Source organism: Vibrio sp. 10N.261.51.A3, from assembly GCF_041471965.1.
Lineage (GTDB): Bacteria > Pseudomonadota > Gammaproteobacteria > Enterobacterales > Vibrionaceae > Vibrio > Vibrio crassostreae_C.
The window spans coordinates 35,955-57,953 of record NZ_JBFRPK010000060.1 but is presented as its reverse complement, the minus strand read 5'-3'; the positions used below and the strand labels follow the sequence as shown (position 1 = coordinate 57,953).

At 45.0% G+C, this 21,999-nt stretch carries 17 protein-coding genes; 10 read left to right on the top strand and 7 right to left on the bottom strand.

Annotated features, from left to right (window positions below; all coding sequences use genetic code 11):
• Positions 1-114: 114 nt before the first annotated feature.
• The 3 genes from AB4371_RS15420 to AB4371_RS15410 all read right to left on the bottom strand — a co-directional run bounded on the left by AB4371_RS15420 (position 115) and on the right by AB4371_RS15410 (position 3,759).
• The gene (locus AB4371_RS15420; RefSeq protein WP_017060420.1) at positions 115-1,476 is read right to left on the bottom strand and encodes an L-serine ammonia-lyase; all 1,362 of its coding nucleotides are present in this window, start codon (positions 1,474-1,476) and stop codon (positions 115-117) included.
• A 120-nt stretch (positions 1,477-1,596) separates the two neighbouring features.
• Positions 1,597-2,850, bottom strand: a complete 1,254-nt coding sequence (locus tag AB4371_RS15415; RefSeq protein WP_372150284.1) for an aromatic amino acid transport family protein — start codon at positions 2,848-2,850, stop codon at positions 1,597-1,599.
• Positions 2,851-3,168: 318 nt separating this feature from the next.
• Positions 3,169-3,759 carry a CoA pyrophosphatase gene (locus tag AB4371_RS15410; protein ID WP_372150283.1) on the bottom strand — a complete coding sequence of 197 codons (591 nt, stop codon included), beginning with the start codon at positions 3,757-3,759 and terminating at the stop codon, positions 3,169-3,171.
• Between the two features lie 303 nt (positions 3,760-4,062).
• Between AB4371_RS15410 and AB4371_RS15405 the strand changes: the two genes are divergently transcribed.
• Together AB4371_RS15405 and AB4371_RS15400 are read left to right on the top strand one after the other, a co-directional pair.
• Entirely contained in the window at positions 4,063-4,605 is a 543-nt protein-coding gene (locus AB4371_RS15405) for a heme NO-binding domain-containing protein (RefSeq protein ID WP_017060423.1), read from the top strand.
• A gap of 1 nt (position 4,606) precedes the next feature.
• A complete protein-coding gene (locus tag AB4371_RS15400; protein ID WP_372150282.1) occupies positions 4,607-6,325 on the top strand; it encodes an ATP-binding protein in 1,719 nt (572 codons plus the stop codon).
• A gap of 162 nt (positions 6,326-6,487) precedes the next feature.
• On the opposite strand, the gene pabB is transcribed toward AB4371_RS15400, so the two are convergent.
• Positions 6,488-7,867, bottom strand: a complete 1,380-nt coding sequence (gene pabB, locus AB4371_RS15395; protein WP_017065426.1) for an aminodeoxychorismate synthase component I — start codon at positions 7,865-7,867, stop codon at positions 6,488-6,490.
• A 254-nt stretch (positions 7,868-8,121) separates the two neighbouring features.
• On the opposite strand from pabB, the gene AB4371_RS15390 reads away from it, so the two are divergent.
• The 8 genes from AB4371_RS15390 (at position 8,122) to AB4371_RS15355 (ending at position 16,013) form a co-directional block, all read left to right on the top strand.
• Positions 8,122-9,639 (top strand): fumarate hydratase, encoded by a 1,518-nt coding sequence (locus tag AB4371_RS15390; RefSeq protein ID WP_017068776.1) that lies wholly within the window; start codon positions 8,122-8,124, stop codon positions 9,637-9,639.
• A gap of 164 nt (positions 9,640-9,803) precedes the next feature.
• Entirely contained in the window at positions 9,804-9,989 is a 186-nt protein-coding gene (locus AB4371_RS15385) for a hypothetical protein (RefSeq protein WP_004734731.1), read from the top strand.
• A gap of 199 nt (positions 9,990-10,188) precedes the next feature.
• Positions 10,189-11,562 (top strand): YcjX family protein, encoded by a 1,374-nt coding sequence (locus AB4371_RS15380; protein ID WP_017067718.1) that lies wholly within the window; start codon positions 10,189-10,191, stop codon positions 11,560-11,562.
• A 14-nt stretch (positions 11,563-11,576) separates the two neighbouring features.
• Positions 11,577-12,629, top strand: a complete 1,053-nt coding sequence (locus tag AB4371_RS15375) for a YcjF family protein (RefSeq protein WP_017068778.1) — start codon at positions 11,577-11,579, stop codon at positions 12,627-12,629.
• A 123-nt stretch (positions 12,630-12,752) separates the two neighbouring features.
• On the top strand, positions 12,753-14,297 hold the full coding sequence (gene tyrR / locus AB4371_RS15370) for a transcriptional regulator TyrR (protein WP_372098401.1): 1,545 nt from the start codon (positions 12,753-12,755) through the stop codon (positions 14,295-14,297).
• An 18-nt stretch (positions 14,298-14,315) separates the two neighbouring features.
• A complete protein-coding gene (rimJ, locus tag AB4371_RS15365) occupies positions 14,316-14,903 on the top strand; it encodes a ribosomal protein S5-alanine N-acetyltransferase (protein WP_065584184.1) in 588 nt (195 codons plus the stop codon).
• Between the two features lie 152 nt (positions 14,904-15,055).
• The gene (locus AB4371_RS15360) at positions 15,056-15,529 is read left to right on the top strand and encodes a DUF2947 domain-containing protein (RefSeq protein ID WP_017060433.1); all 474 of its coding nucleotides are present in this window, start codon (positions 15,056-15,058) and stop codon (positions 15,527-15,529) included.
• 268 nt (positions 15,530-15,797) lie between these two features.
• Complete coding sequence (locus tag AB4371_RS15355) at positions 15,798-16,013, top strand: hypothetical protein (protein WP_017065431.1); 216 nt, start codon at positions 15,798-15,800, stop codon at positions 16,011-16,013.
• Between the two features lie 171 nt (positions 16,014-16,184).
• On the opposite strand, the gene AB4371_RS15350 is transcribed toward AB4371_RS15355, so the two are convergent.
• From AB4371_RS15350 to AB4371_RS15340, 3 genes are all read right to left on the bottom strand, one after another.
• The gene (locus AB4371_RS15350; protein ID WP_372150281.1) at positions 16,185-19,025 is read right to left on the bottom strand and encodes an Hsp70 family protein; all 2,841 of its coding nucleotides are present in this window, start codon (positions 19,023-19,025) and stop codon (positions 16,185-16,187) included.
• A 153-nt stretch (positions 19,026-19,178) separates the two neighbouring features.
• On the bottom strand, positions 19,179-21,137 hold the full coding sequence (locus tag AB4371_RS15345) for an Hsp70 family protein (RefSeq protein ID WP_372055799.1): 1,959 nt from the start codon (positions 21,135-21,137) through the stop codon (positions 19,179-19,181).
• Positions 21,137-21,769, bottom strand: coding sequence for a DUF2760 domain-containing protein (locus tag AB4371_RS15340; protein ID WP_017060436.1), 633 nt, complete (start codon positions 21,767-21,769; stop codon positions 21,137-21,139). Before AB4371_RS15340 ends, AB4371_RS15345 begins: the two co-directional genes overlap by 1 nt.
• Positions 21,770-21,999 lie beyond the last annotated feature (230 nt).

Below are 21,999 nucleotides of genomic sequence, written 5' to 3'. Positions count from 1 at the left end.
AGATGCGAATCGAGCATCTTAGATATAAGTGGCCGGAATTCAGATACAAAAAAGGAACGCATCGGCGTTCCTTTTTATTATCTGCTGATTAAAAACAGATTGATTCAAAGGCTATCAACAAACAACCTTAACAGCCAAACCACCTTGAGAAGTCTCACGGTATTTAGCGTTCATGTCTTTACCTGTTTCTAGCATTGTTTCGATAACTTTATCTAGAGAAACAGTAGGAGCAGAAGAACGACGAAGTGCCATACGAGTCGAGTTGATTGCTTTAACTGCAGCAATACCGTTACGCTCGATACATGGTACTTGTACTTGGCCAGCAACTGGGTCACATGTTAGACCTAGGTTGTGCTCCATGCCGATTTCTGCAGCCATACATACTTGCTCAGGGCTACCACCCATAAGCTCAGCAAGACCAGCAGCAGCCATAGAACATGCCACACCAACTTCACCCTGACAGCCAACTTCAGCACCAGAGATAGAAGCGTTACGCTTGTAAAGACCACCGATCGCGCCAGACGCTGCGAAGTAACGGATGTAATCTTTCTCTGTCACTGTTTGGATGAATTTATCGTAGTAAGCCAATACAGCAGGGATGATGCCACATGCGCCGTTTGTTGGTGCCGTTACTACACGGCCGCCAGCTGCATTTTCTTCGTTTACTGCGAAAGCAAACATGTTTACCCAGTCAACAACCGACATTGGATCATTGGTTGTTTTTTCTGAAGTCATTAGCTGTTGGCGAAGTGCTGCTGCACGACGAGGTACACGTAGTGGACCAGGCAGGATACCTTCAGTATTCATACCGCGATCCATACACTCACGCATCGTTTTCCAGATGTTAGCGAAGTAAGTGCGAGACTCTTCGTCTGAGTGGAATGCTGCTTGGTTTTTCATAACCAGTGTACTGATAGAAAGACCGCTTTCCTTACACTGATTAACCAGCTCTTCAGCTGTTGTGAATTCGTAAGGTGCTTTGATTGGGTTTTCTTCTTCTTTGCCGAAGTTCTCTTCGTCAACGATGAAACCGCCACCAATTGAGTAGTACGTTTTTGAGTATGCAACTTCGTCACCAACCCATGCATGAATGCTCATGCCGTTCTCGTGTAGAGAAAGGTTGCTAGTGTGGAAGTTCATACCGCCATCGCGTGGGAACGATACTGTATGACAGTGCATGCCAACAGGAAGGCGCTCAGTTTCTTCTACGCGAGCAATGAAGCCAGCAATAGAATCGATATCAACACGCTCAGGAGTATTGCCAGCAAGACCCATGATGATTGCGATATCTGTGTGGTGACCTTTCCCTGTCAGTGATAGCGATCCATATACGTCCACGGTGATTTTAGTGATGTCGCGCAATTTTCCCATTGAACGTAGGTCATCAATAAATTCTTTACCCGCTTTCATTGGCCCAACTGTGTGTGAGCTCGATGGACCAACACCGATTTTATAGATATCAAATACACTAATCATAGCGATTACCTCAAAAAGAGAGCCTCTCAAGGGGAGTAGGGAGGCTCATTTATTATCATTATATTTTTTGTCTAATCTCGTGATATAAGATGGATGCCATCTTATAAAAAGGGCTTGAGATTAAAGAGCGCCGTAGATTACAGAGCTAATAGCCGCTAGACCACATAAAGCTGTAAAGATTTGTACAGGTGCTGAAGTTTTGTACTTAGCCATTGCTGGTACTTTCTGCATCGCGAATACAGGCATTAGGAACAGGATAGCTGCAATCATTGGAGCACCCATTGTTTCAATCATACCTAGGATACTTGGGTTAACTACCGCAACAATCCAAGTAGTAACAACGATGAACGCTAGAGATGCTTTTTCGATAGTGCTTACTGAAGAACCAGAGCGAGACTTGATTAGACCAACAAGACCTTCGTGAGCACCTAGGAAGTGACCGAAGTAGCTAGAAGTAATCGCTGCGAATGCTACAAGAGGACCCATGTAAGAGATAAGTGGAGACTCGTGAACGTTAGCTAGGTAAGAAAGAACAGAGATGTTCTGTGCTTGCGCTGTTGCTAGTTGCTCTGGAGATAGAGAAAGAACTACAGAGAATACGAAGAACATTACAAAACCCATCAGCATCATTGCTGCGCCGCCAGTGATCGCGTCAGTTTTCTTAACTGCGTTTTCACCGTATACACGACGTTGCTCTTTAGAGAACTGTGAAATGATTGGGCTGTGGTTGAAAGAGAACACGATGATTGGAATTGCAAGCCAGATAACAGAAGGCATTGTTGACCATTCAGGTGTTACTTCCATCATTGAAGTGTTCCAATCCGGAACTAGGTAGAAAGACAGTGCTAGTAGGATGAATACTAGTGGGTAAACCATTGCTGAAGTCGCTTTCAGCATCAGATCTTTACCGAATACAACACCTGTAGTCATAGCAAGGATAAGTGCACCAGAAAGAAGAGGACGAGGAATAGATTCCATACCCATTTGGTTTACTAGGAAAGAATCAACAGTGTTTGTGATACCAACACCGTAAATCAGAACGATTGGGTAGATAGCGAAAAAGTAAGCGAAAGTAATAAGGTTTGCGCCAGTCTTACCGAAGTGTTCTTCTACTGTATCTGTAATGTCAGCTTCAGGGTTTTTAGCAGACAGTACGAAACGAGCTAGAGATTTGTGTGCGAACCAAGTCATTGGTGCCGCAATTAGAGCTAGGATAACTAATGGCCAAAAACCACCCGCACCAGCTTTGATTGGAAGGAATAGTACGCCAGCACCAACTGCTGTACCGAATAGTGATAAACACCAGGTAAAATCTTTATAGTTAAACTTGCTTGAATCTTTAACGGCATTTGCCGAAGAAGTTGTTGTGTTCATGTTAAATTACTCATTTTTTGGGAACAGGAAATAAGTCGGGGCTAATTCTGCAGAATTTTCTTCTGCAAAAAATAGATCTAAATCATGTAATGAAACGGCGTGTCACATGATATGCGAAAAACGAATTTTTGATCACGAAAATAGCGTGCTACATGTGATTTATGTTTATGCATGGTATTAGTTTTATTTATGCGAAAGGCGGGGTTGTATAGATTTATACCAGGGAAACGTTTGCGTAAAATTGCATTAATAAATCTGTTCCATAGAAAGTCTGGATTTTGTTAACAGAGATTAAACAAAACGTAGTTGCTATGTGATTCATTGCAGTACGTGTTGCTGCAGCGATTGGATAATTTGCGCCGTAACGCCCCAAATTAGGTGCTCTTGGAAAGGCATCGCAAAAACCCGATGCTTGATTTGTTTAAAGTTAACAGTGTGGCTGTGTAACTTGGCTTGGTCTAAAACATAGCTAGCGGGTACCTCAAAAATTGAGGCAACTTCGTTCTCATCAATGATGGCTTCATAGTCAGGATCGACCATGGCAATAATCGGCGTCACAGAAAATTTACTAATAGTACTCAATGCTGGTAATTGCCCAATAATTTTAACTTGATCCGATCGAATTCCCACCTCCTCATGGAGCTCTCTGAGTGCAGTGAATTGCATAGAAGGGTCAGAAAGTTCGTGTTTACCACCAGGAAAGCTGACTTGGCCGGGGTGATGCTTTAAATGAGCCGCTCTTTTAGTAAAAATGACATGTAAACCATCTTCTCTTTCAACTAAACCTACCACCACTGCCGCTTTACGTAATTGCTCGCCACTGATGTGCGAAACACGCTCTACTGACTCAGGATGATAGCCAACGGTAGGGTTAAGTTGGAATTGCTGAAGGAAGTTTTCTTTATTCATATCAAGCCAATATATTGATTATTATGATTTTAAGTATAGACATAACCGTGGGTTGATTACCAATATCGAGTTTTTCTTCATTCACTTTCCCTCTTTTAGTTATCAATTGGGCGTCATGAGAGGCTGTTTACCGATGAATCTCCTCAAAATGACGATTTTTGCTATATTCAATATGTGCATACAGGCGAGTAAGCGTTACCCATGTCATAAAATTGGGTGACGAAACGTAGATTTTTTGTTTAAGAATTTGATAACAATAACTTAGTGGACCATTCTAAAAAGAAATAGAAGAAAAGGTATGAGATGAAAGGAATCATATTCACCGAATTTTTAGAGCTTGTTGAAGACAAGTTTGGGCTAGAGCTTTTGGAAGAAGTTCTAGAAATGTCAGAAGATGAAGGAATCTATACGTCGGTCGGCAGTTACGACCACAAAGACCTTGTCAGGTTGATTATCAACTTGAGTAAGAAAACCGATATTGATGCGGCAAGCTTGCAACGCGTGTTTGGGCAGTCTGTATTTAAGAACTTACTGGCCTCATTACCGAATAAAGCGAGCCTTGCTCACAGCAATACCACCTTTCAATTTATTCAGCACGTAGAGCGTTACATTCATGTTGAAGTGAAGAAGCTCTATCCGGATGCTGAGCCACCTGAATTCAGTTTTATCACCACGACCGAAGCACAACTTGTTTTTGACTACAAAAGCGCAAGGTGTATGTCTCATGTTTGCTTAGGGCTTATTGAAGGATGTGCTGAATACCACGGTGAATCTATCGCGGTGGAGATGACGCCACAAAATGATGACCAAAGCGTGGTTAGGTTTAATCTCAAAGTAGAAAAGTAATATGGATCTGGCATCTGCCCTAGAGAAGAAGCTTAAGCGTCAAATCGCGGCAAGGAAAGCGGCTGAAGGATTGTTGGAACAGAAGAGCCTCGAACTGTTCGAGGCTAACCAACAGCTTGAGCTTGCTTTGCGTCAGTTAGAAAAGCGCTCCAACGCGAATATACGCCGCATTGAATTCCAAGAACAAATCGACAACCTGTTGATTGATTTTGGGCGCGCGTTTCTAAGAAATGATCTCGATGATGTCATGCTATCTGAACTAACGACCAACGTGACTAACAGTTACTTAATCGAAGCCAGTCGTTTGATTCTACCTCCCAAGCTCATCCCTCAGTTACAGACCTATGATTATGGCGATGAGACTGTCGAGGTGTTAGAGCAAGACATTCAAGAACCTCATTGGCAAGACAACCTACTGACCGTGCCCTTAGAGGTTGAAAAAGTCATAGTTGGTGCGTTAATCGTCAGAGTCAGGTTGTTAGACCAAGACTACGAGTTTATCCAAAGCCAACTGTTGTTGGTCACGGACCTTATCTGCAGTGCCTTAACCCATCAACTAGCAATCAACCGAAATATTGAATCACGTAAACGAGCGGAAGAGTCCGAAAGGGCAACGCGTGACTTTGTGGCCATGATTAATCATGAGTTAAGAACTCCACTTAATGGCTTACTAGGCAGTGCCGAGTTGATCAGTGATACCGAACTGAATAGCTCTCAGCGTGAGATAGTGAACAACCTGAGCCAATCTGGAGAGTTTCTCCGAACCATCATTAATGATCTATTGGATTACAGCAAAATTAACGCAGGGATGTTAGAGCTTATTCCAAAGAAATTTGCCCTACGTGATTTGAGAAACACGATTGAAAGCATCTTCGTCAATCGAGCAATTGAGAAGCAGCTCGAATTCAATATCAGTGTTACGTCAAACGTTCCCTCCCATTTCCAAGGCGATTTAGAGCGCATCACACAACTGTTTGTGAACTTAATAGGTAATGCGATTAAATTTACAGAAGAAGGGCATGTGAATGTTGATATTGAGTGGGACAAAAACCAATTTGTTTTCTCTGTAGAAGATACCGGAGTCGGAATCGCTGAATCGGCGCATAAGACGCTGTTTGAACCTTTTACGCAGGCAGATAACTCAAGTAGTCGGAACTATGAGGGCACCGGGCTTGGGTTAGCGATTTGTCGCAAACTGGTGGCTCTGATGAATGGTGATATTGGGGTGACCAGTGTCGTTGGTTCAGGCACGACGTTTACCATCTCGATTCCTCTTCAAGTTGTCGATGTTCCGGCAGAGAGTGATAATGTCGCCAAGGGCTTTGAGTATGAGGCGGAATTGTCACTACTTAAAGTGCTGGTGGTTGATGATATTAAGATGAACCAGATCATCATCCAACAGATGCTCCGTAAACATGAGATTGAACCAGCTATTGCAAGTAATGGTGTCGAAGGGTTTGAGCTCGCGTCAGACAACGAATACGACATTGTATTCATGGATTGCAGAATGCCTGTTATGGACGGGTTTGAAGCAACAGAGAAGCTAAGAGAGAAGGGTTACGTTAAATCTATTGTGGCACTGACCGCCGGAACGACATTGGAAGAACGCGAACGTTGTATTCAGTGTGGAATGGATGACATTTTGAGTAAGCCTTACACCGCCAACGATCTGAAAGAGATGCTCAAGAAGTGGGGTGTCTCAGCGGTGAAGGTCGCTTAAACACGCGAATAAAGCGTTGTGAGTTATGTACTCTAACTTACAGACTAAAAAACCGAAGTGATCTTACGATCCTTCGGTTTCTTTTTATATCGAACTTTTGCTAGCCGTTAAGCTACGGAACTCGTCATTAAGTCGCGGAACTCGCAGTTAATGACACTAGGTTTAGCAATCTTCAAGTACCGGTAGAATTCGACTCAGCTTATCCAGTGTTTCTTGGTATTCAGAAGCACAATCACTATCAAATACCACACCACCGCCAGCCCAAGCATAAAGCGTGTTGTTCTCGGCGACTAATGTACGAATGGTAATACTGGTATCCATTCTGCCATTTCGGCTGATGTAGCCAATACTGCCGCAGTACGCTGAACGTCGATGCGGTTCTAACTCTTCAATGATCTGCATCGCGCGAACTTTTGGTGCGCCAGTAATCGATCCTCCAGGGAAACAGGCTCTCAGAAGGTCAGTTGCAGAGTATTGGTCATCAAGGTCCGCTCGTATCGTGCTCACTAAGTGGTGCACGGCAGGGAAGCTTTCAATATCGAAGAGCTTTGGTACATGCACTGTGCCCGGTTTTGCTACTCGGCCAATGTCATTACGAAGTAGGTCAACGATCATCAAGTTTTCCGCCTGATCTTTATCGGCGCTTGCTAGGTCTTGCGCGTTGGCATTATCAATCATCGGGTCCTCAGAACGAGGTCGTGTGCCTTTGATTGGCTTGGTTTCAATGACGTTGTCTTTGAGTTCTAAGAAACGCTCTGGCGAAACACTGATGATTGCGCAGTCGGCCAAACGGATAAAACCCGAAAAGGGCGCTGAGTTGTACTGTTCTAACTTGTCATAAGCCAGCCATTCACTACCTTGGTATTGGGCATTGAAGCGCTGAGCTAAGTTAATCTGATAGCAGTCCCCGGATAACAGGTACTCTTGAACACTATCGAACTTAGTGGCGTAGCTCTCTTCGCTCATATTGGATTGCCACGGTGTGGTTAACCCAAAGGGCGCATGTGATAGGTGTGATTGAGCCATCTGCTGCATTAGCCAATCATGATGTTCATCGATATTGCTACCGACAATACACGCCGTTTTCAATTGGTGGTCAACGATAACAGCCCATTCATACAAGCCAACTGCCATGTCAGGTGCTTCAATATCACGCTTTGCGAGTGATGGAAGTGTCTCGACTCTGCGCCCTAAATCATAGCTAAAATAGCCTAAAGCGCCGCCAACGAATGGCAACTGAGTGTGCTCTTTAGTCGCAGGCAATAATTGTTGCTGATATTGGTCGAGTAGTTCGAAAGGATCAGAGTCTGAAACCTCGCACGTCTCATTAACATTAACGGTCGTTTCTGCACCGATTGTCTCGAAGGTGGCGATGGGTTGAGCAACTAAAATATCGTATCGACTATCAACGTGGCTTTCTGAAGCGGAGCGTAATAGCATTGCCCACGGCAGGTTTTCAATATGGGAAAACAGCTGTTTAGCTAAAGTTGATTGATATTCAAGCGGCTTGATTTGGATAGAGCGAAATTCGTTGTTATTCATTTGTTTAATTTGTGACAAAGAGTTCGATCACTGCATGGCGTGTGAGAGGAAGCAAGAGTATCATAAATTGAAAATAAAATGGGTTCTTGATTAGAACGGAGTAATCCAAGTGGTTTAGTTTAAAGCTATGCAAGCGATTGCTAAAGCAACTAAATACAGCTCAACACAATAAAAAGCTAAACCACCTAATTCGATTTGGCACATATAGTCAAACTGTGAACCCACATGGAACCAGAACAATAAAGAGGCATGCAATGACGGTTATTCGTAAGCAAGATGTGATCAGCAGTGTCGCTGACGCACTTCAGTACATTTCTTATTATCACCCTTTAGACTTTGTCCAAGCCCTAGAAAAAGCGTACGAGAAAGAAGAGAGCCAAGCAGCTAAAGATGCTATTGCTCAGATTCTTATCAACTCGCGCATGTCTGCGGAAGGCCATCGTCCAATTTGTCAGGATACGGGTATTGTTACTTGTTTCGTGAACATCGGTATGGATGTTAGGTGGGAAACGGATCAAACAGTACAACAGATGGTTGATGAAGGCGTTCGTCAAGCTTACAACAACCCAGATAACCCATTGCGTGCATCTGTCCTAATGGACCCTGCAGGTAAGCGTATTAATACCAAAGACAACACACCAGCGGTTGTCCACATTAATATGGTTCCAGGCAACAAAGTTGAAATTCAAATCGCGGCTAAGGGCGGCGGTTCTGAGAACAAAACCAAGATGGTTATGCTGAACCCTTCTGATGATATCGCAGAATGGGTAGAGAAGACGCTGCCAACAATGGGTGCAGGCTGGTGTCCACCGGGTATGCTAGGTATAGGCATCGGCGGTACGGCTGAGAAAGCAGCTGTGCTAGCGAAAGAATCTTTGATGGAACACATCGATATTCAAGAGCTTATCGAAAAAGGTCCTGAGAACGCAGAAGAAGAGCTTCGTTTAGACATCTTCAACCGTGTAAACAAGCTTGGCATTGGTGCACAAGGTCTTGGCGGTCTCACTACTGTGGTTGATGTAAAAATCAAAACAGCACCAACTCATGCTGCTTCTAAGCCTGTATGTTTGATCCCGAACTGTGCAGCAACGCGTCACGTTCACTTCACACTAGATGGCAGCGGCCCAGCAGAGCTAACGCCACCTAAGTTAGAAGAGTGGCCAGACATCACTTGGGAAGCGGGCGCAAATACACGTCGTGTTAACCTTGATGAAGTGACTAAAGAAGACGTACAAGAGTGGAAGACCGGCGAAACGGTTCTTCTGTCAGGTAAGATCTTAACCGGTCGTGATGCTGCTCATAAACGTATTCAAGGCATGCTAGAAAGCGGCGAAGGCTTACCAGCCGGCGTTGATTTCAAAGGCAAGTTCATTTACTACGTGGGTCCTGTTGATGCTGTAGGTGATGAAGCGGTAGGTCCTGCGGGCCCAACAACTTCAACACGTATGGATAAGTTCACTGACATGATGCTGAACGAAACTGGCATTATGGGCATGATCGGTAAAGCGGAACGTGGCCCTGCAACGGTTGAATCAATCAAAGAGCACAAAGCGGTTTACCTAATGGCGGTTGGTGGTGCAGCTTATTTAGTCGCAAAAGCAATTAAAAAAGCACGCGTTGTTGCGTTTGAAGATCTCGGTATGGAAGCGATTTACGAGTTTGAAGTTGAAGATATGCCTGTAACGGTAGCGGTTGACTCTAACGGCGTGAACGCACACCAGATCGGCCCTGACACGTGGAAAGTGAAGATTGCTGAAGCTGAGAAAGCGTAATTAATCGACGCCAAAAAATCGTAATTGTCGCTAACTTCAGCGTTTGAATTGCAATTTTTGACAGAAAGTTAAAGACAAAAGTGCAGCATTATCTGCACTTTTGTCTTATTATCAATGATATAGTGATAAACACATAGTTTGATATAAGAACATAGGAGAGAGGAATGCCTCGTTTTATTCAGATCCTACAGATTATCTTGGCAGTGGTGATTGGTGCTTTTGTTGGCTACGACCTGATCTTGAAAGGGATCAGTATCTTTGATAATAAATACGTGACGATTACTTGTGCGCTTTGGCTAATTGCAGAGATTGCACTGTTTGTTATCTACAAGTTGATTGAAGACGATTAGACGTCGGATATCGTGCAAAAATTCTAAAGCCCCTGATTATGAATGTAGTCAGGGGCTTTTATTCATCTAGCATTAAGAATGTGTATTGCATACTCATCAACATAAGCAAAAGCATACAAACTATCCCAACGGGGAAAGAACATAGGCTTGCCTTTCTATTATCATAACCAGCTAGCCTAACTATCACGGAGTCGTTCTAATGAAACACCTAACTCAAGAAATGAGTGACTTTATAAGCAGAGGAACGGATTCTCATATTCGAGTAGCGGTCACGGGGCTCTCTCGTGCGGGTAAGACAGCATTCATTACTTCGCTGGTTAATCAGCTTCTTCATACGTCTACCCACAAAAACTTGCCACTGCTTGCATCGGCGAGAGATGGAAGAATTATTGGCGCAAAGCGCATCCCGCAACACAACATGATGATTCCACGCTTCTCTTATGATGAAGCGATGGAGTCGTTGAATGCACAGCCACCAGAATGGCCGGTACCAACGCGTGATGTCAGTGAGATTCGTCTAGCAATCAAATATAAGCCTGCGAAGGGCGCGAAAAAGCTACTGAGTAAAAACAGCACCCTTTATCTCGATATTGTCGATTATCCAGGTGAATGGCTGCTTGATTTGCCGTTACTGGATATGGACTTCGATACCTGGAGCCAATCTCAGTTTGCCGCATTGAAAGGCGACAGAGAAACTTACTCGCAACAGTGGAACGCCATGCGTGGTGATATCGATTTGCTAGCAGAAGCGGACGAAAAGAAACTGGTCGCGATTGCCGATAGCTACACTCAGTACCTTCATACTTGTAAAAGTAACGGGCTGCATTGGGTACAACCGGGTCGATTCGTATTACCCGGTGAGCTTGAAGGCGCGCCTGTGTTGCAATTCTTCCCGTGCATCGCACCCGAGGGTAAGTTCTCAAAAACAAGTAACTATGCGGTACTTAAAGCGCGTTATGAAGAGTATCAACAGAAGGTCGTCAAAGCGTTCTACAAGAATCACTTCGCGACGTTCGACAGACAAATCGTGCTAGTGGATTGCTTACAGCCACTTAATGCGGGCTATGACTCTTTCATGGACATGCGTGGCGCGTTAGAACAGTTACTTAAGAGCTTTAAGTACGGTCGAAGCAATATCTTAAGACGTTTATTCGCGCCGAAGATCGACAAGATCTTGTTTGCAGCCACCAAGGCTGACCACGTGACACCGGATCAACATCCGAACTTGGTATCGCTGTTACAACAGATGGTACATCCGGCTTGGCAGCAGGCGGCGTTTGAACACATCGACATGAGTTGTATGAGTATCGCGTCTATTCAAGCGACCAGCGCGGGCTATATCTCGTCGGGCTCAGACAATGTTCCGGCGTTGCAAGGTGTGACTTTGGATAATGTTCCTCAAACCATGTATCCGGGAGAGGTGCCGCGTAAGTTGCCCAATAAACAGTATTGGGAAACCAACCAGTTTGATTTCACGAGCTTTAGACCGATGGAGCAACACTCCGATGAGCCTTGCCAACATCTAAGAGTCGACAAGGTTTTAGAGTATCTCATTGGCGACAAGTTGAAGTAATTGAGGCAATCAAAATGAGTGAATTAAAAACAAAGCAGGTCTTTAATGAACCGTTGAAGACCTCTTTTGATGAGCAAGACAAGACCGACGTTGGCCCGGATTTAGGTGCTCAACAACTGTTCACAGAGCAAGAGAAATTTGTCCCTGTCGCACCGCAAGTGGAAGCCGAACTTGATGGTGAAGCTGAGCAGCAATTGGAACAAGTGATTCGACCGAGCAAAAAGAAGAAGTGGTTTGGAACGGGTTTATTGGTCGCTTTTTCTGGCCTAGTTGGATGGCAAGCAATTGAATCGGTCATTACCGCAATTCAAACTGCTGATTGGCTTGCGTTAGGTTGGGCAGGCTTTATTGCTGCCATTGCTTCATTGGGTTTAGGCGCAATAGGCAAAGAGCTGTGGAAACTGCGTTCACTTAAAGATCACTTTAGTGTGCAAGAGCAGAGTGAAGAGCTACTCCAAAGTCAAAGTGTCGGCAAGGGCAAAGCGTTCTGTGAAAACATCGCCAAGCAAGGCGGCATTATCGCTGAGTCTCCTTCGTACGATAAGTGGCGAAACAGCATTAACCCTGCGCACAGCGATGCAGAAGTGTTGGATATGTACGATGCGTTAGTCGTGAGTCAACAAGACAAAGTAGCGACTCAAATCGTCACTAAGTTTTCGACCGAATCGGCGGCTTTGGTCGCGGTGAGTCCATTGGCGGCGGCTGATATGTTGTTGGTGGCTTGGCGAAATTTCACCATGATAGACAAGCTTGCTGATGTGTATGGCATTGAGCTTGGCTACTGGTCTCGCATTAAGCTATTTAAACTGGTGTTAATCAACATGGCCGCTGCAGGAGCAAGTGAGCTCGCGATTGATGCAAGTATGGATCTCGTCTCGATGGATCTTGCAGGCAAAGTCTCAGCTCGAGCAGGGCAGGGGCTAGGTGTTGGTATTCTTACTGCAAGACTGGGTCTAAAAGCCATGACATTGCTTCGACCTATGCCTTGGCATAACGAGAGAAAAGTAAAACTGGCAGACCTCCGCAAAGCTGTCCTATCTGAAATAAAGCGTATCACTCTCAAATAAAGCATTTAAAGCTCAATAGTTTGAGAAGAAGAGTAAACATATGTTTACTCTTCTTCTTGACTGAACTCAGAGCTTAATCCACACTACTGTCAACTTATCCTGACACCTATAATAGGACTATTTGTGCGTCTTGAAGTATTGTGTGAAGACAGACTCGGCTTAACACGTGAGTTGCTCGATATCTTGGCCTCAAAAAGCATTGATTTAAGAGGAATCGAAATTGATGTTAAAGGTATTATTTACCTAAACTGCCCTGATATCGATTTTGATGCTTTTAGTGAACTTATGGCTGAAATTCGCCGAATTTCAGGTGTGAAGGATGTACGTAAAATCCAATTTATGCCAAGCGAAAGGCATAACACAGAGCTGATTGCTCTGCTGGCAAACCTACCTGATCCTGTTATTGCGATTGACCTTAAAGGCTCAGTCGATATGGCTAACCACGCTGCATTGAACCTTTTTAATAAGCAAGAAGACGCAGTCATCGGTGAACCGCTCGCGACGTTTGTTCCTAGTTTTAACTTTGCTCGTTGGATCGAAGGCGATGTAACGCGCCATCGTGAAGTTGTCGTGTTGGATGGCTTAGATTTCTCTATTGAGATCCTGCCGATTTACCTTGGTGGTGATGTCAACGAAGCGGTACTGGCAAGCGCAGTAATGACGATTCGTTCTTGTAATCAAGAGATGAACTCGCCAGATTCAATCCCAGAACAGAACAACCTGGGTTTTGAACACTTTGTTGGTGTCTCTAATCGCCATAAAGCCTTGATCAGCCAAGCTAAGAAATTGGCTATGCTGGATCAGCCTCTATTAATTGAAGGCGATACAGGTACGGGTAAAGAGATGCTGGCGAAAGCGTGTCATAACCGTTCAAATCGATCGTCTTTCCCATTCTTGATTCTAAGCTGTGCATCGATGCCTGATGACGTAGCGGAAACGGAATTGTTTGGTCATGCGCCGGGTTCATTCAACCATGAGCAAGGTCATAAAGGCATTTTCGAGCAAGCGAATGGCGGTACGGTATTTTTAGATGAAATTGGCGAGATGAGCCCGCATCTTCAAATCAAGCTGCTGCGTTTCCTACAAGATGGTTCATTCCGTCGTGTTGGTGAAGAAGAAGAGATGCACGCGGATGTTCGTATTATTGCATCAACGCGCCACCGTCTTTCTGAATTAGCCGACTCGGGTTCGTTCCGTGAAGATTTGTTTTACCGCTTGAATGTACTGACTCTGTCTATCCCTGCATTGCGTGAACGCTCAAACGACGTAGCGCCACTGTTGGAACTGTTCGTTGCAAAGTACGCGCAGCAGTTAGGTATGTTAAAACCAAAACTGACTCAAGAGCTGATCGACCAGCTTGGTAATTACCAATGGCCGGGCAACATTCGCCAGTTAGACAACATGGTTCTACGTGCACTAACAGAGCTAGATTCAGACACACTAACGGTTGAGCAATTCCATTTGCCACAGCTTGAAACAATGACGGCTGGAATGGCGAACCTGAGCTTAGACGGCTCGCTCGATGAAATCATGAAAGACTATGAATCTCAGATTCTAGAGAAGCTTTATCAGTCTTTCCCATCAAGCCGTAAGCTAGCAAAACGTTTGAATGTATCTCATACCTCAATTGCGAATAAGCTTCGTGATTACGGTATCAGAAAGAACTGATCGAATAAGAACAAGATTATGGAAGATTTGAGTACACCAGAGCGCATTTATAAGCATGATGGTAATCTGATTCTACGCACGGCTGAAATCGATGATGCTGGCATGATCAGCGAGTACTTTCAGGTTAACAGAGAGTATCTGAAACCTTGGGAACCGATTCGCGAAGACGCGTTCTTTGATAGAGCGAGTTGGGCGCAGCGACTGATCAAGTTAAACGAGCTTCATAAAATGGGGCTAGGCTATTACTGTTTACTGATTAACGCTGACTCTAATGAAATGTTAGGCACCATATCGTTCAGTAATTTGTCTCGTTTCCCGTTCTACGCTTGTAATGTCGGTTACTCATTGGCGCAAAGTGCACAGGGCCACGGTTACATGCGCAGAGGTTTGAACATGGCCAAAGACTACATGTTTGATGTGCAGAACATGCACCGCTTAATGGCGGGCTACATGCCTCACAACGAACGCAGTGCTGGTGTATTAGAACATCTTGGTTTTGTCCGAGAAGGTTTTGCTAAAGACTACCTACAGATTAACGGTAAATGGGAAGACCATATACTGACGGCATTAGTTAACCCAAACTGGGAAGATAGACGCGCTGTATAGAGATCAATAGTCATTAGGCGTAAGTACCAATTAAGCGTAAATACAGATTTAGAGGCAGTGACGACATAGATAAAATGAAACCGTCACTGCATCAAAAAGAACAGATAGGCATGGTAAATCCATCAGCCTGAGAAGATATTTGAGGAATTTTGATGTCATACACAACTTTGGACGAATACCAAAGAAAATGGATTTTCACACACCAGTCAATGCCGCTGCCGGCAGAGGACTTGGAAAAGATTAAGCCAATGACACAGGCGAGAGCTTCTCAGTTCTGGAAAGAGAACGTGAGCCCTCAAAGCCCAGACGCAGAACGACTGAGCTCGCAAGACTGGCCAAGCAAAGCATCGAACTGGAATGAAGAGATCAGCTGGATGGCGCATTGGGAAGCGGATGAGCCTGAAATGCCAGAAGAGATTCTTAACTTTATTGATTGGCAAGATGACGTAACTGTTTATTTTTGTTATGAAAAGTACAATGTTCTTGAAACCAAATGGGCGATTTTCAAGAAGCATTGGAAGAACTTTTTGTTCTACGATGATGGCCCGATTTTAATCGGTCGTCGTCGTTCAGAAGCCCTTTGGTTTGCTACCAATGGCAAGGTGAAAATCGGTAACCGTGCTTAATCTCGGTGTGATTTAATCGAGTGAGTGTTGGTGTTTCGATCAACAGATAGAAAAACAAAAAGCGAGCATCGAGCTCGCTTTTTTTGTGCCTAATGATCTTCGAAGATCATGGGGAAAGACCCACTATTTGAGCCCAACTAAAGGTGACCATATCCACTCATTTAAAGCGAGTGAATTACGAAATTGAGATCGCTATCTCATTGGGTTAGTTGAAGTTTCATGGGGTTGAGCTATCTTTATATTACTGCCTTAGTGGAGGTGAAGTATTATGATTTGGGATACTCTCGAACGTGTAAATAAACTTCGCAAGGAAGCAATGGAGGATCCAGAGTTTTTGGATTCAGCAAAAATGCATGAGGAATGGCTTTTAAGCGAAACTCATAATCAATCGAACAAAGGAGCAAAAGAGAATAAACCGAAAAAACTATCTGACATTTATGAAAATACGGATTTTCCTATCAACCCAACTGGAACCAAACATTAACAATGATGAACTGCAACACGGCTAAGGCTCTTAACCAAAAAGCTATAAGTCGATTACACATACCAGCCTTAAGCCACCAATAAAAAAGCCACTTTCAACGAATCGAAAGTGGCTTTTTCTTTTCTTGCTAGCTTCTTTACCATTAGCAACGAAATCTAATCGTTTTCAAACCTAGTTATTGATTAGGCTTAATCCGCTTGGTAACGCATCACCAAACACACGCTTAGATTCACTCTCAGAAAGCTCAGTCACTTCACTCACTAGTGTTAACCATGAGTCAGGTACCTTGCTTTGCTTAAGCTTCTCAATCACTTGATTGCGATAGTCGTCAGAGATATCAAACTGACGGTCACCGGTTTTTCGACAAATCATCACCGCTGCGAAGGCGATCATCTGCTCTTTCTGCCAGTTCTGTTCAAGCAGTTTTGGTAACCACTGTTCAGCTTGCTCTCTAGGAATTACGCTGTGTTGGCTGCCATACAAAGGTGTTCTTGATGCTAATCGTCCTAGCGCCCACCAGTGAGCCTGTTCAAATTGGTTATGGTTGATCGCTTTGCTTAAGAACCAACTTGCCAGCAGCACTTTGTCTTCAACCTCAAGTTGCTCAAGTGACGCCGCTAAACGAACCATGGCTTCATAGCCATTGTCTTGTGCATCTTTGGCTGTCTTAGGGTTCTTCATTGCACCTGGGTGAAGGTATTTAGCGATGTCAGCCAAGATACTCTCTTGCTGCTCTTGGTTTAGCCCACCAGCGACACGACGCCAGAATACCCACCAGTCTGTCCAGCCTTGGTGGTTCTTGAACTGAATGTTTTGTTGGTAAAGGCCCCAAATTTGTTCGATACGCCATGAGTCAGTCGGATCGCCAAAGCCTGGACGCAGCGAGTAACCCGCCAAACGCAGCCAGTTCTTCTCGTGTGCTTCTGAACGACGGCGGCGTTTACGACCTAATGAGAAGGTATCAAACAGATGGCGAAGGGTCGTGAAATCCCATTCATCACGCTTACCGAGTCGCTTCTCAAGATCTTTCGATAGTGTTTTGATCTCTTTTGATTCAGCACTCTTCTTGTTGCCGCTGTACAGACGAGAAATCAATTCCTTACATTCATCCAGTCTTGGGTGAAGTTTAGCGGTATCAGACTCATCACCTTGCTTGTTTCTTACTTCAAACTCGAGCAACCAACGCTTAGAGTCATCTTCTATACTCACACACTCCATTTTCAATGTGCCGACTTCGGTTAACTGACAAGCGAGCAGTACTTCAACACGCTCTTTTTGGTTGGCTTGAAGTTCTGCAGTACCTGAGCCTTCCAGCGTAGAAATATACGGTGGGAGAGGGGAGAACAAGTCGGCATCCACATTGACCATCACACCGTTTTGAATGGCGGTGTCATGAGCAATTTGATCGTGTGTTGAAGTCAGAAGATTAAATCGTACTGGCTCACCTAAAGTCAGCGAGAAACGACGGCTGTTCAAGCGTATCTCTTGGCCTTCTTCGGTTCCTTTGGCAAGCAGACAAAGCGCTTTACCCATCTTGTTTTTCTCTTGCAGATGCAAGAAGTAAGAACGGGCAGCACCGCCACCGATTTTCAGCTGTGCACCGCGGCGTGCTTTACCAAAGGCAACCGCGCCAAGGGCAACAGACCAATCTGGATGAGGGTTATCAAGCACTGTGATAGGAGAACCGTTCCAGTTGCCCAGTAGCTGAGTAATTCGCTCTGTTACCAGTTCACTGTTAAACACACCACCATTGAGCAGCACGCCAACTGGAATTGCAGGTTTGGTGTCATCGAACTCAATAGAGTCTGAGTTTTCCAATGCGGCTTTAGACACTTGTTGGTGCGTTGCTAGGAATTCTGCAACGTGCTTACTCACCGCAGGGTCAGCCACGTAAGGCAGACCAAACTCAACCACAGCACTGCGGCGTTTGTCGGGTGTTTCAGTAAACTCAGAAAGCGGGAAGAAACCTTCCAATGCGATTTGATGGACTTCTTGTTTAGTTAAACCAATACTCTTAGTACCGCCAAGCAGTTTTGAACCGCTGCCCAGCATGGTGATCTTTACATCATCGGGCGCATTGGCAGAAAGCAGGCTCTCTTTTGCGGCGCGAGTCTGTTGAATCAGTTTGGTTAGGCTAGAGGCATTCAGCTTTTTGTTTTGATTGAAGCGTTGCTCTGCAAGGTGGGCAAGGGCTAAATCGAGGTTATCACCACCAAGCATCAAGTGTTCACCAACACCAATACGGTCGAGTGCGAGCTCGTTATTACCGTCGCTGTTCGCATCGAATTTGGCTTCAATTAAGCTTAAATCGGTGGTACCACCTCCAACATCACACACTAGAATCAGTGGGATTTGTTGAAGTTCATCTGCTGCGGTTTGTTGGTGACGGGCATACCAGTCATAACAAACGGCTTGCGGCTCTTCGAGTAATAGAATCTTACCTAAGCCCGCCAGTTCTGCGGCTTCGAGTGTTAGCTTACGTGCTGTCTCATCGAAGGAAGCAGGAACGGTAACCACAACATCTTGGTCTTCAAGCTTGTTGCTCGGGTTACGGTAGTTCCATGCTTGGCGAATGTGGTTGAGGTAGCTTGCACTCGCCACAACTGGCGAGACTTTATCGACATCTGCTGCGCCTGCCCAAGGCAGAATGTCGGAGTTACGATCCACCGCTTGGTGTGACAGCCAACTCTTAGCACTCGATACTTGGCGGCCTTCAACCTTAGCGCCTAATTCACGTGCCCATTCACCGACGATAACGTTCTTAATATCGCCTTCAACGGGGCTTGGTTCCCACGGCATTGTCAGGTCAGAAGGGGATATTTGACCTTGTGCTGGGTGGTAACGAAAGGATGGGAGTAAGGGCTTGCGAACCACTTCACCGGGGCCGATGAGTTGGTCAATATCGAAAAGAGAAACGGGAGCATGTTGTAGGTCGTCGTTGATTTCACAGTAAGCGACAACCGTATTGGTTGTACCTAAGTCAATGCCGACTAAAAAACGAGGAGTTGCCATACAAAACCTTATTCTTCCAGAGTGATGACCAGTTTTTTGATAGCTTTGGTCTTATTGTTGTTATTCGTAAACGTCATTCCTGAGAAACAGGCAGGACTAGATTGAGAAATGCATTGATAAAGTAACGGCACCCGCTAAGGTGCCGTTGATTCATTATGCTTGTTCGTTTGAGTCGTTATTCGAGTCTTCACGAACATCGAACTCAACGTGCCACTTCTGACCGTTGTCAGTAGCAATCGCTTCTAGGTATAAGGTACCTAACTCAGTAACGCGAGAAGCCAGGGTCACTGGAACGACTTCACCTTCGCGACGGCCTTCAGATACCGGCAGAGTCACTTGGATTTCAGGAAGCTCATCAAGCTCTTCAGGCGCCCAGTGATCAAGGTGTGTACCCGCTTCATCTTCACGACGAATGGTTGAACCGAAGAACTGGAAGTGTACTGGCTGACCAATCACTAGACCGAACTCTTGGCTAGGTACTTGAACGCTTGAACCTTCTTCCATACCAAATGGGGCAACACACAGCGCTTCCATTGGAGGAGCCATACCTGGGATTGCTGGCATCGCACTTTCAATTCCTACGTAGTAAGAAGAAGCGATACCACCGCGGATACGAACGCCTTGGCCACGACGAACTGCGCCGTAGTATGAAGCGCCACTTGCAACCGCTAGGTCTAAATCTAAACCTGAAAGCTGTTTTGCGAACTCTTCGTCAGCATTGATCAACCATTCGTTGATCGTATCTGAAAGACGATCAGCAAGTAGGTTCGATTTTAGAACACCACCATTGAACAGGATTGCTGTTGGCTTGATGAAGTCTGCCGCTGGCGCTTCTGACCCTTGCGTACCGGGCATACCGGGCATGTTTGCAAACGGGTTGAAATCTTGCTGAGCCGTTTCGCTATTTCCAGAAAGCGCATTCGCTTGCTTAGAAAGGAATGCGGCAATGTGACGAGTAATACCTGCGTCTTGAGCGTAAGGCAGACCCATTTGAGTCAGTGCGCCACGCGTCTTTTGTACAGGGTGCTCAGTTACAGCAACTTTAGGGAAGAAGCCGTCCACTAATGTTTGTTGAACTTCTTGCTGAGTCAGTTCTGTTTTCAGTGTTGCGCCAAGCAGTTTAGAACCACGGCTTGGAACAACGATAGGAACAGATTGCAGTTCAGCATCGTTAAGCAGTGCTTCTTTCGCATCACGACATGCGTGAGTCATTGCTTGAACCTGCCAAGGAGCCAGTTCTTTGCCTTCTTGCGCCAGTTTCATCTTCAAGCGGTAAGCCAGTGCTAAGTCCATGTTGTCGCCGCCAAGTAGGATATGTTCACCTACTGCGATACGGTTCAGGCTTAGGTTGCCGTCATCTTGTGTTACTTCAACTAACGAAAGGTCGGTTGTACCACCACCGATATCGACAACAAGAACGATGTCACCAACGTTTACTTCATCACGCCATGTGTCGTTGCTGTTATCAATCCAGCTGTACAGAGCCGCTTGTGGCTCTTCAAGAAGCGTTAGGTGAGTGAAACCAACATTACGTGCAGCTTCTGCTGTTAGGTCACGAGCCGCAGGATCAAACGAAGCTGGAACCGTGATCGTTACATCTTGGTCTGCCAGTTTGTGTTCTGGGTTTGCGTGGTTCCATGCGTCTTTAAGATGCTCAAGGTACAATTCAGTTGTCTTAAGCGGAGATACTTTTTCAACTTCTTCAGGGCTGCCTGCAGGAAGGAAAGCATCGCGACGGTTAACACCACCGTGGCATAACCAAGATTTTGCACTTGCTACCAAACGGATAGGGGTTTTAGAACCAAGGTTACGAGCAATTGCACCCACTAGCGCTTTTGGCTCTGAAGACCAAGGAAGAACGCGAGAGCCCGCATTCATTTCATGTTCGTGCGGTTGGTATAGGAACGAGCCAAGTTGGCTGCGAGTTTCTACTGTACCTGGCGCCGTCAGTTGAGGGATTTGCATCACCTCAACGCGAGCGTCTTCATTGCTTGTGTCGATGTAAGACAAAACGCAATGTGTAGTACCTAAATCGATACCAACACTGAACTTGGGTACCTGGTTTTGCTCTTGAGAAGATGGCTCTTGAGCTGAATGACTTTGGTGTTCCATTATAGCTCCACCTCTGCCGGTGCAATTACAGATGCATCGTAGTTTTCAGCAAGCTTAGGCAGGTTCATGTCAGTTGCTTTCCAACCTTTGTGAACTAGTGTGCCGTTGAATGGTGCATTGCCCGTTACGTTGCCAGTTAGGCGAATTTCTTGAGGGTTGAAACCTTCAGCGATAGTGATACGTGTTTCTTCATCTTCAGTGCGGATGTGAGACAGCGTTACGTAATCAGCCAATACTTTTTGACCGCCAGTGTGAATAACACGAGCTGCTGCGCCAACTTCTTCATCAGAGAATGACGTTAGGTCTTCTTTTAAGAAGTCGATAAGGCGCGCTTCTTGCTGCATGATAGACAGTAGCTGCATTGCAGAGTCTGTTGGTGCTGTAGCAAGCTTAGATTCAACTTCTACTACTTTTTCGATCACACGTTCAACTTCTACTACTTTCTCTACTTCGACAATTTTCTCAACTGGCTTTTCAACTTCAACGACCTTTTCTACTGGTTTTTCTACGACTTTCTCAACCACTTTGGTTTTACGAGAAACGGCAATTAACAGTAGTAAAACGCTTGATGCAGTTAGGCCTGCGTGAAGCATATCAAACGTTTGTGGGATTAGGTTCAAATCAACGATCATAGTGATTTCTCTTTAAAATTGATTTAACGGTATATTCGTCGGTTCAAAGGAATATACAGGTTGGAAAGAAACTCATTGGCACTAAGCCGAAACGGTCACTTTCAAGCTATAAATATGGATGGATACTAGCATATTCAAGGCTTAAGAGTGGTATTTAATGTTTTTAATCAAGTGGGTTTTTGGTGTGTTAGCTTGAAATTTAGTCGAGATTCGGTCGAATATTGGTCGTC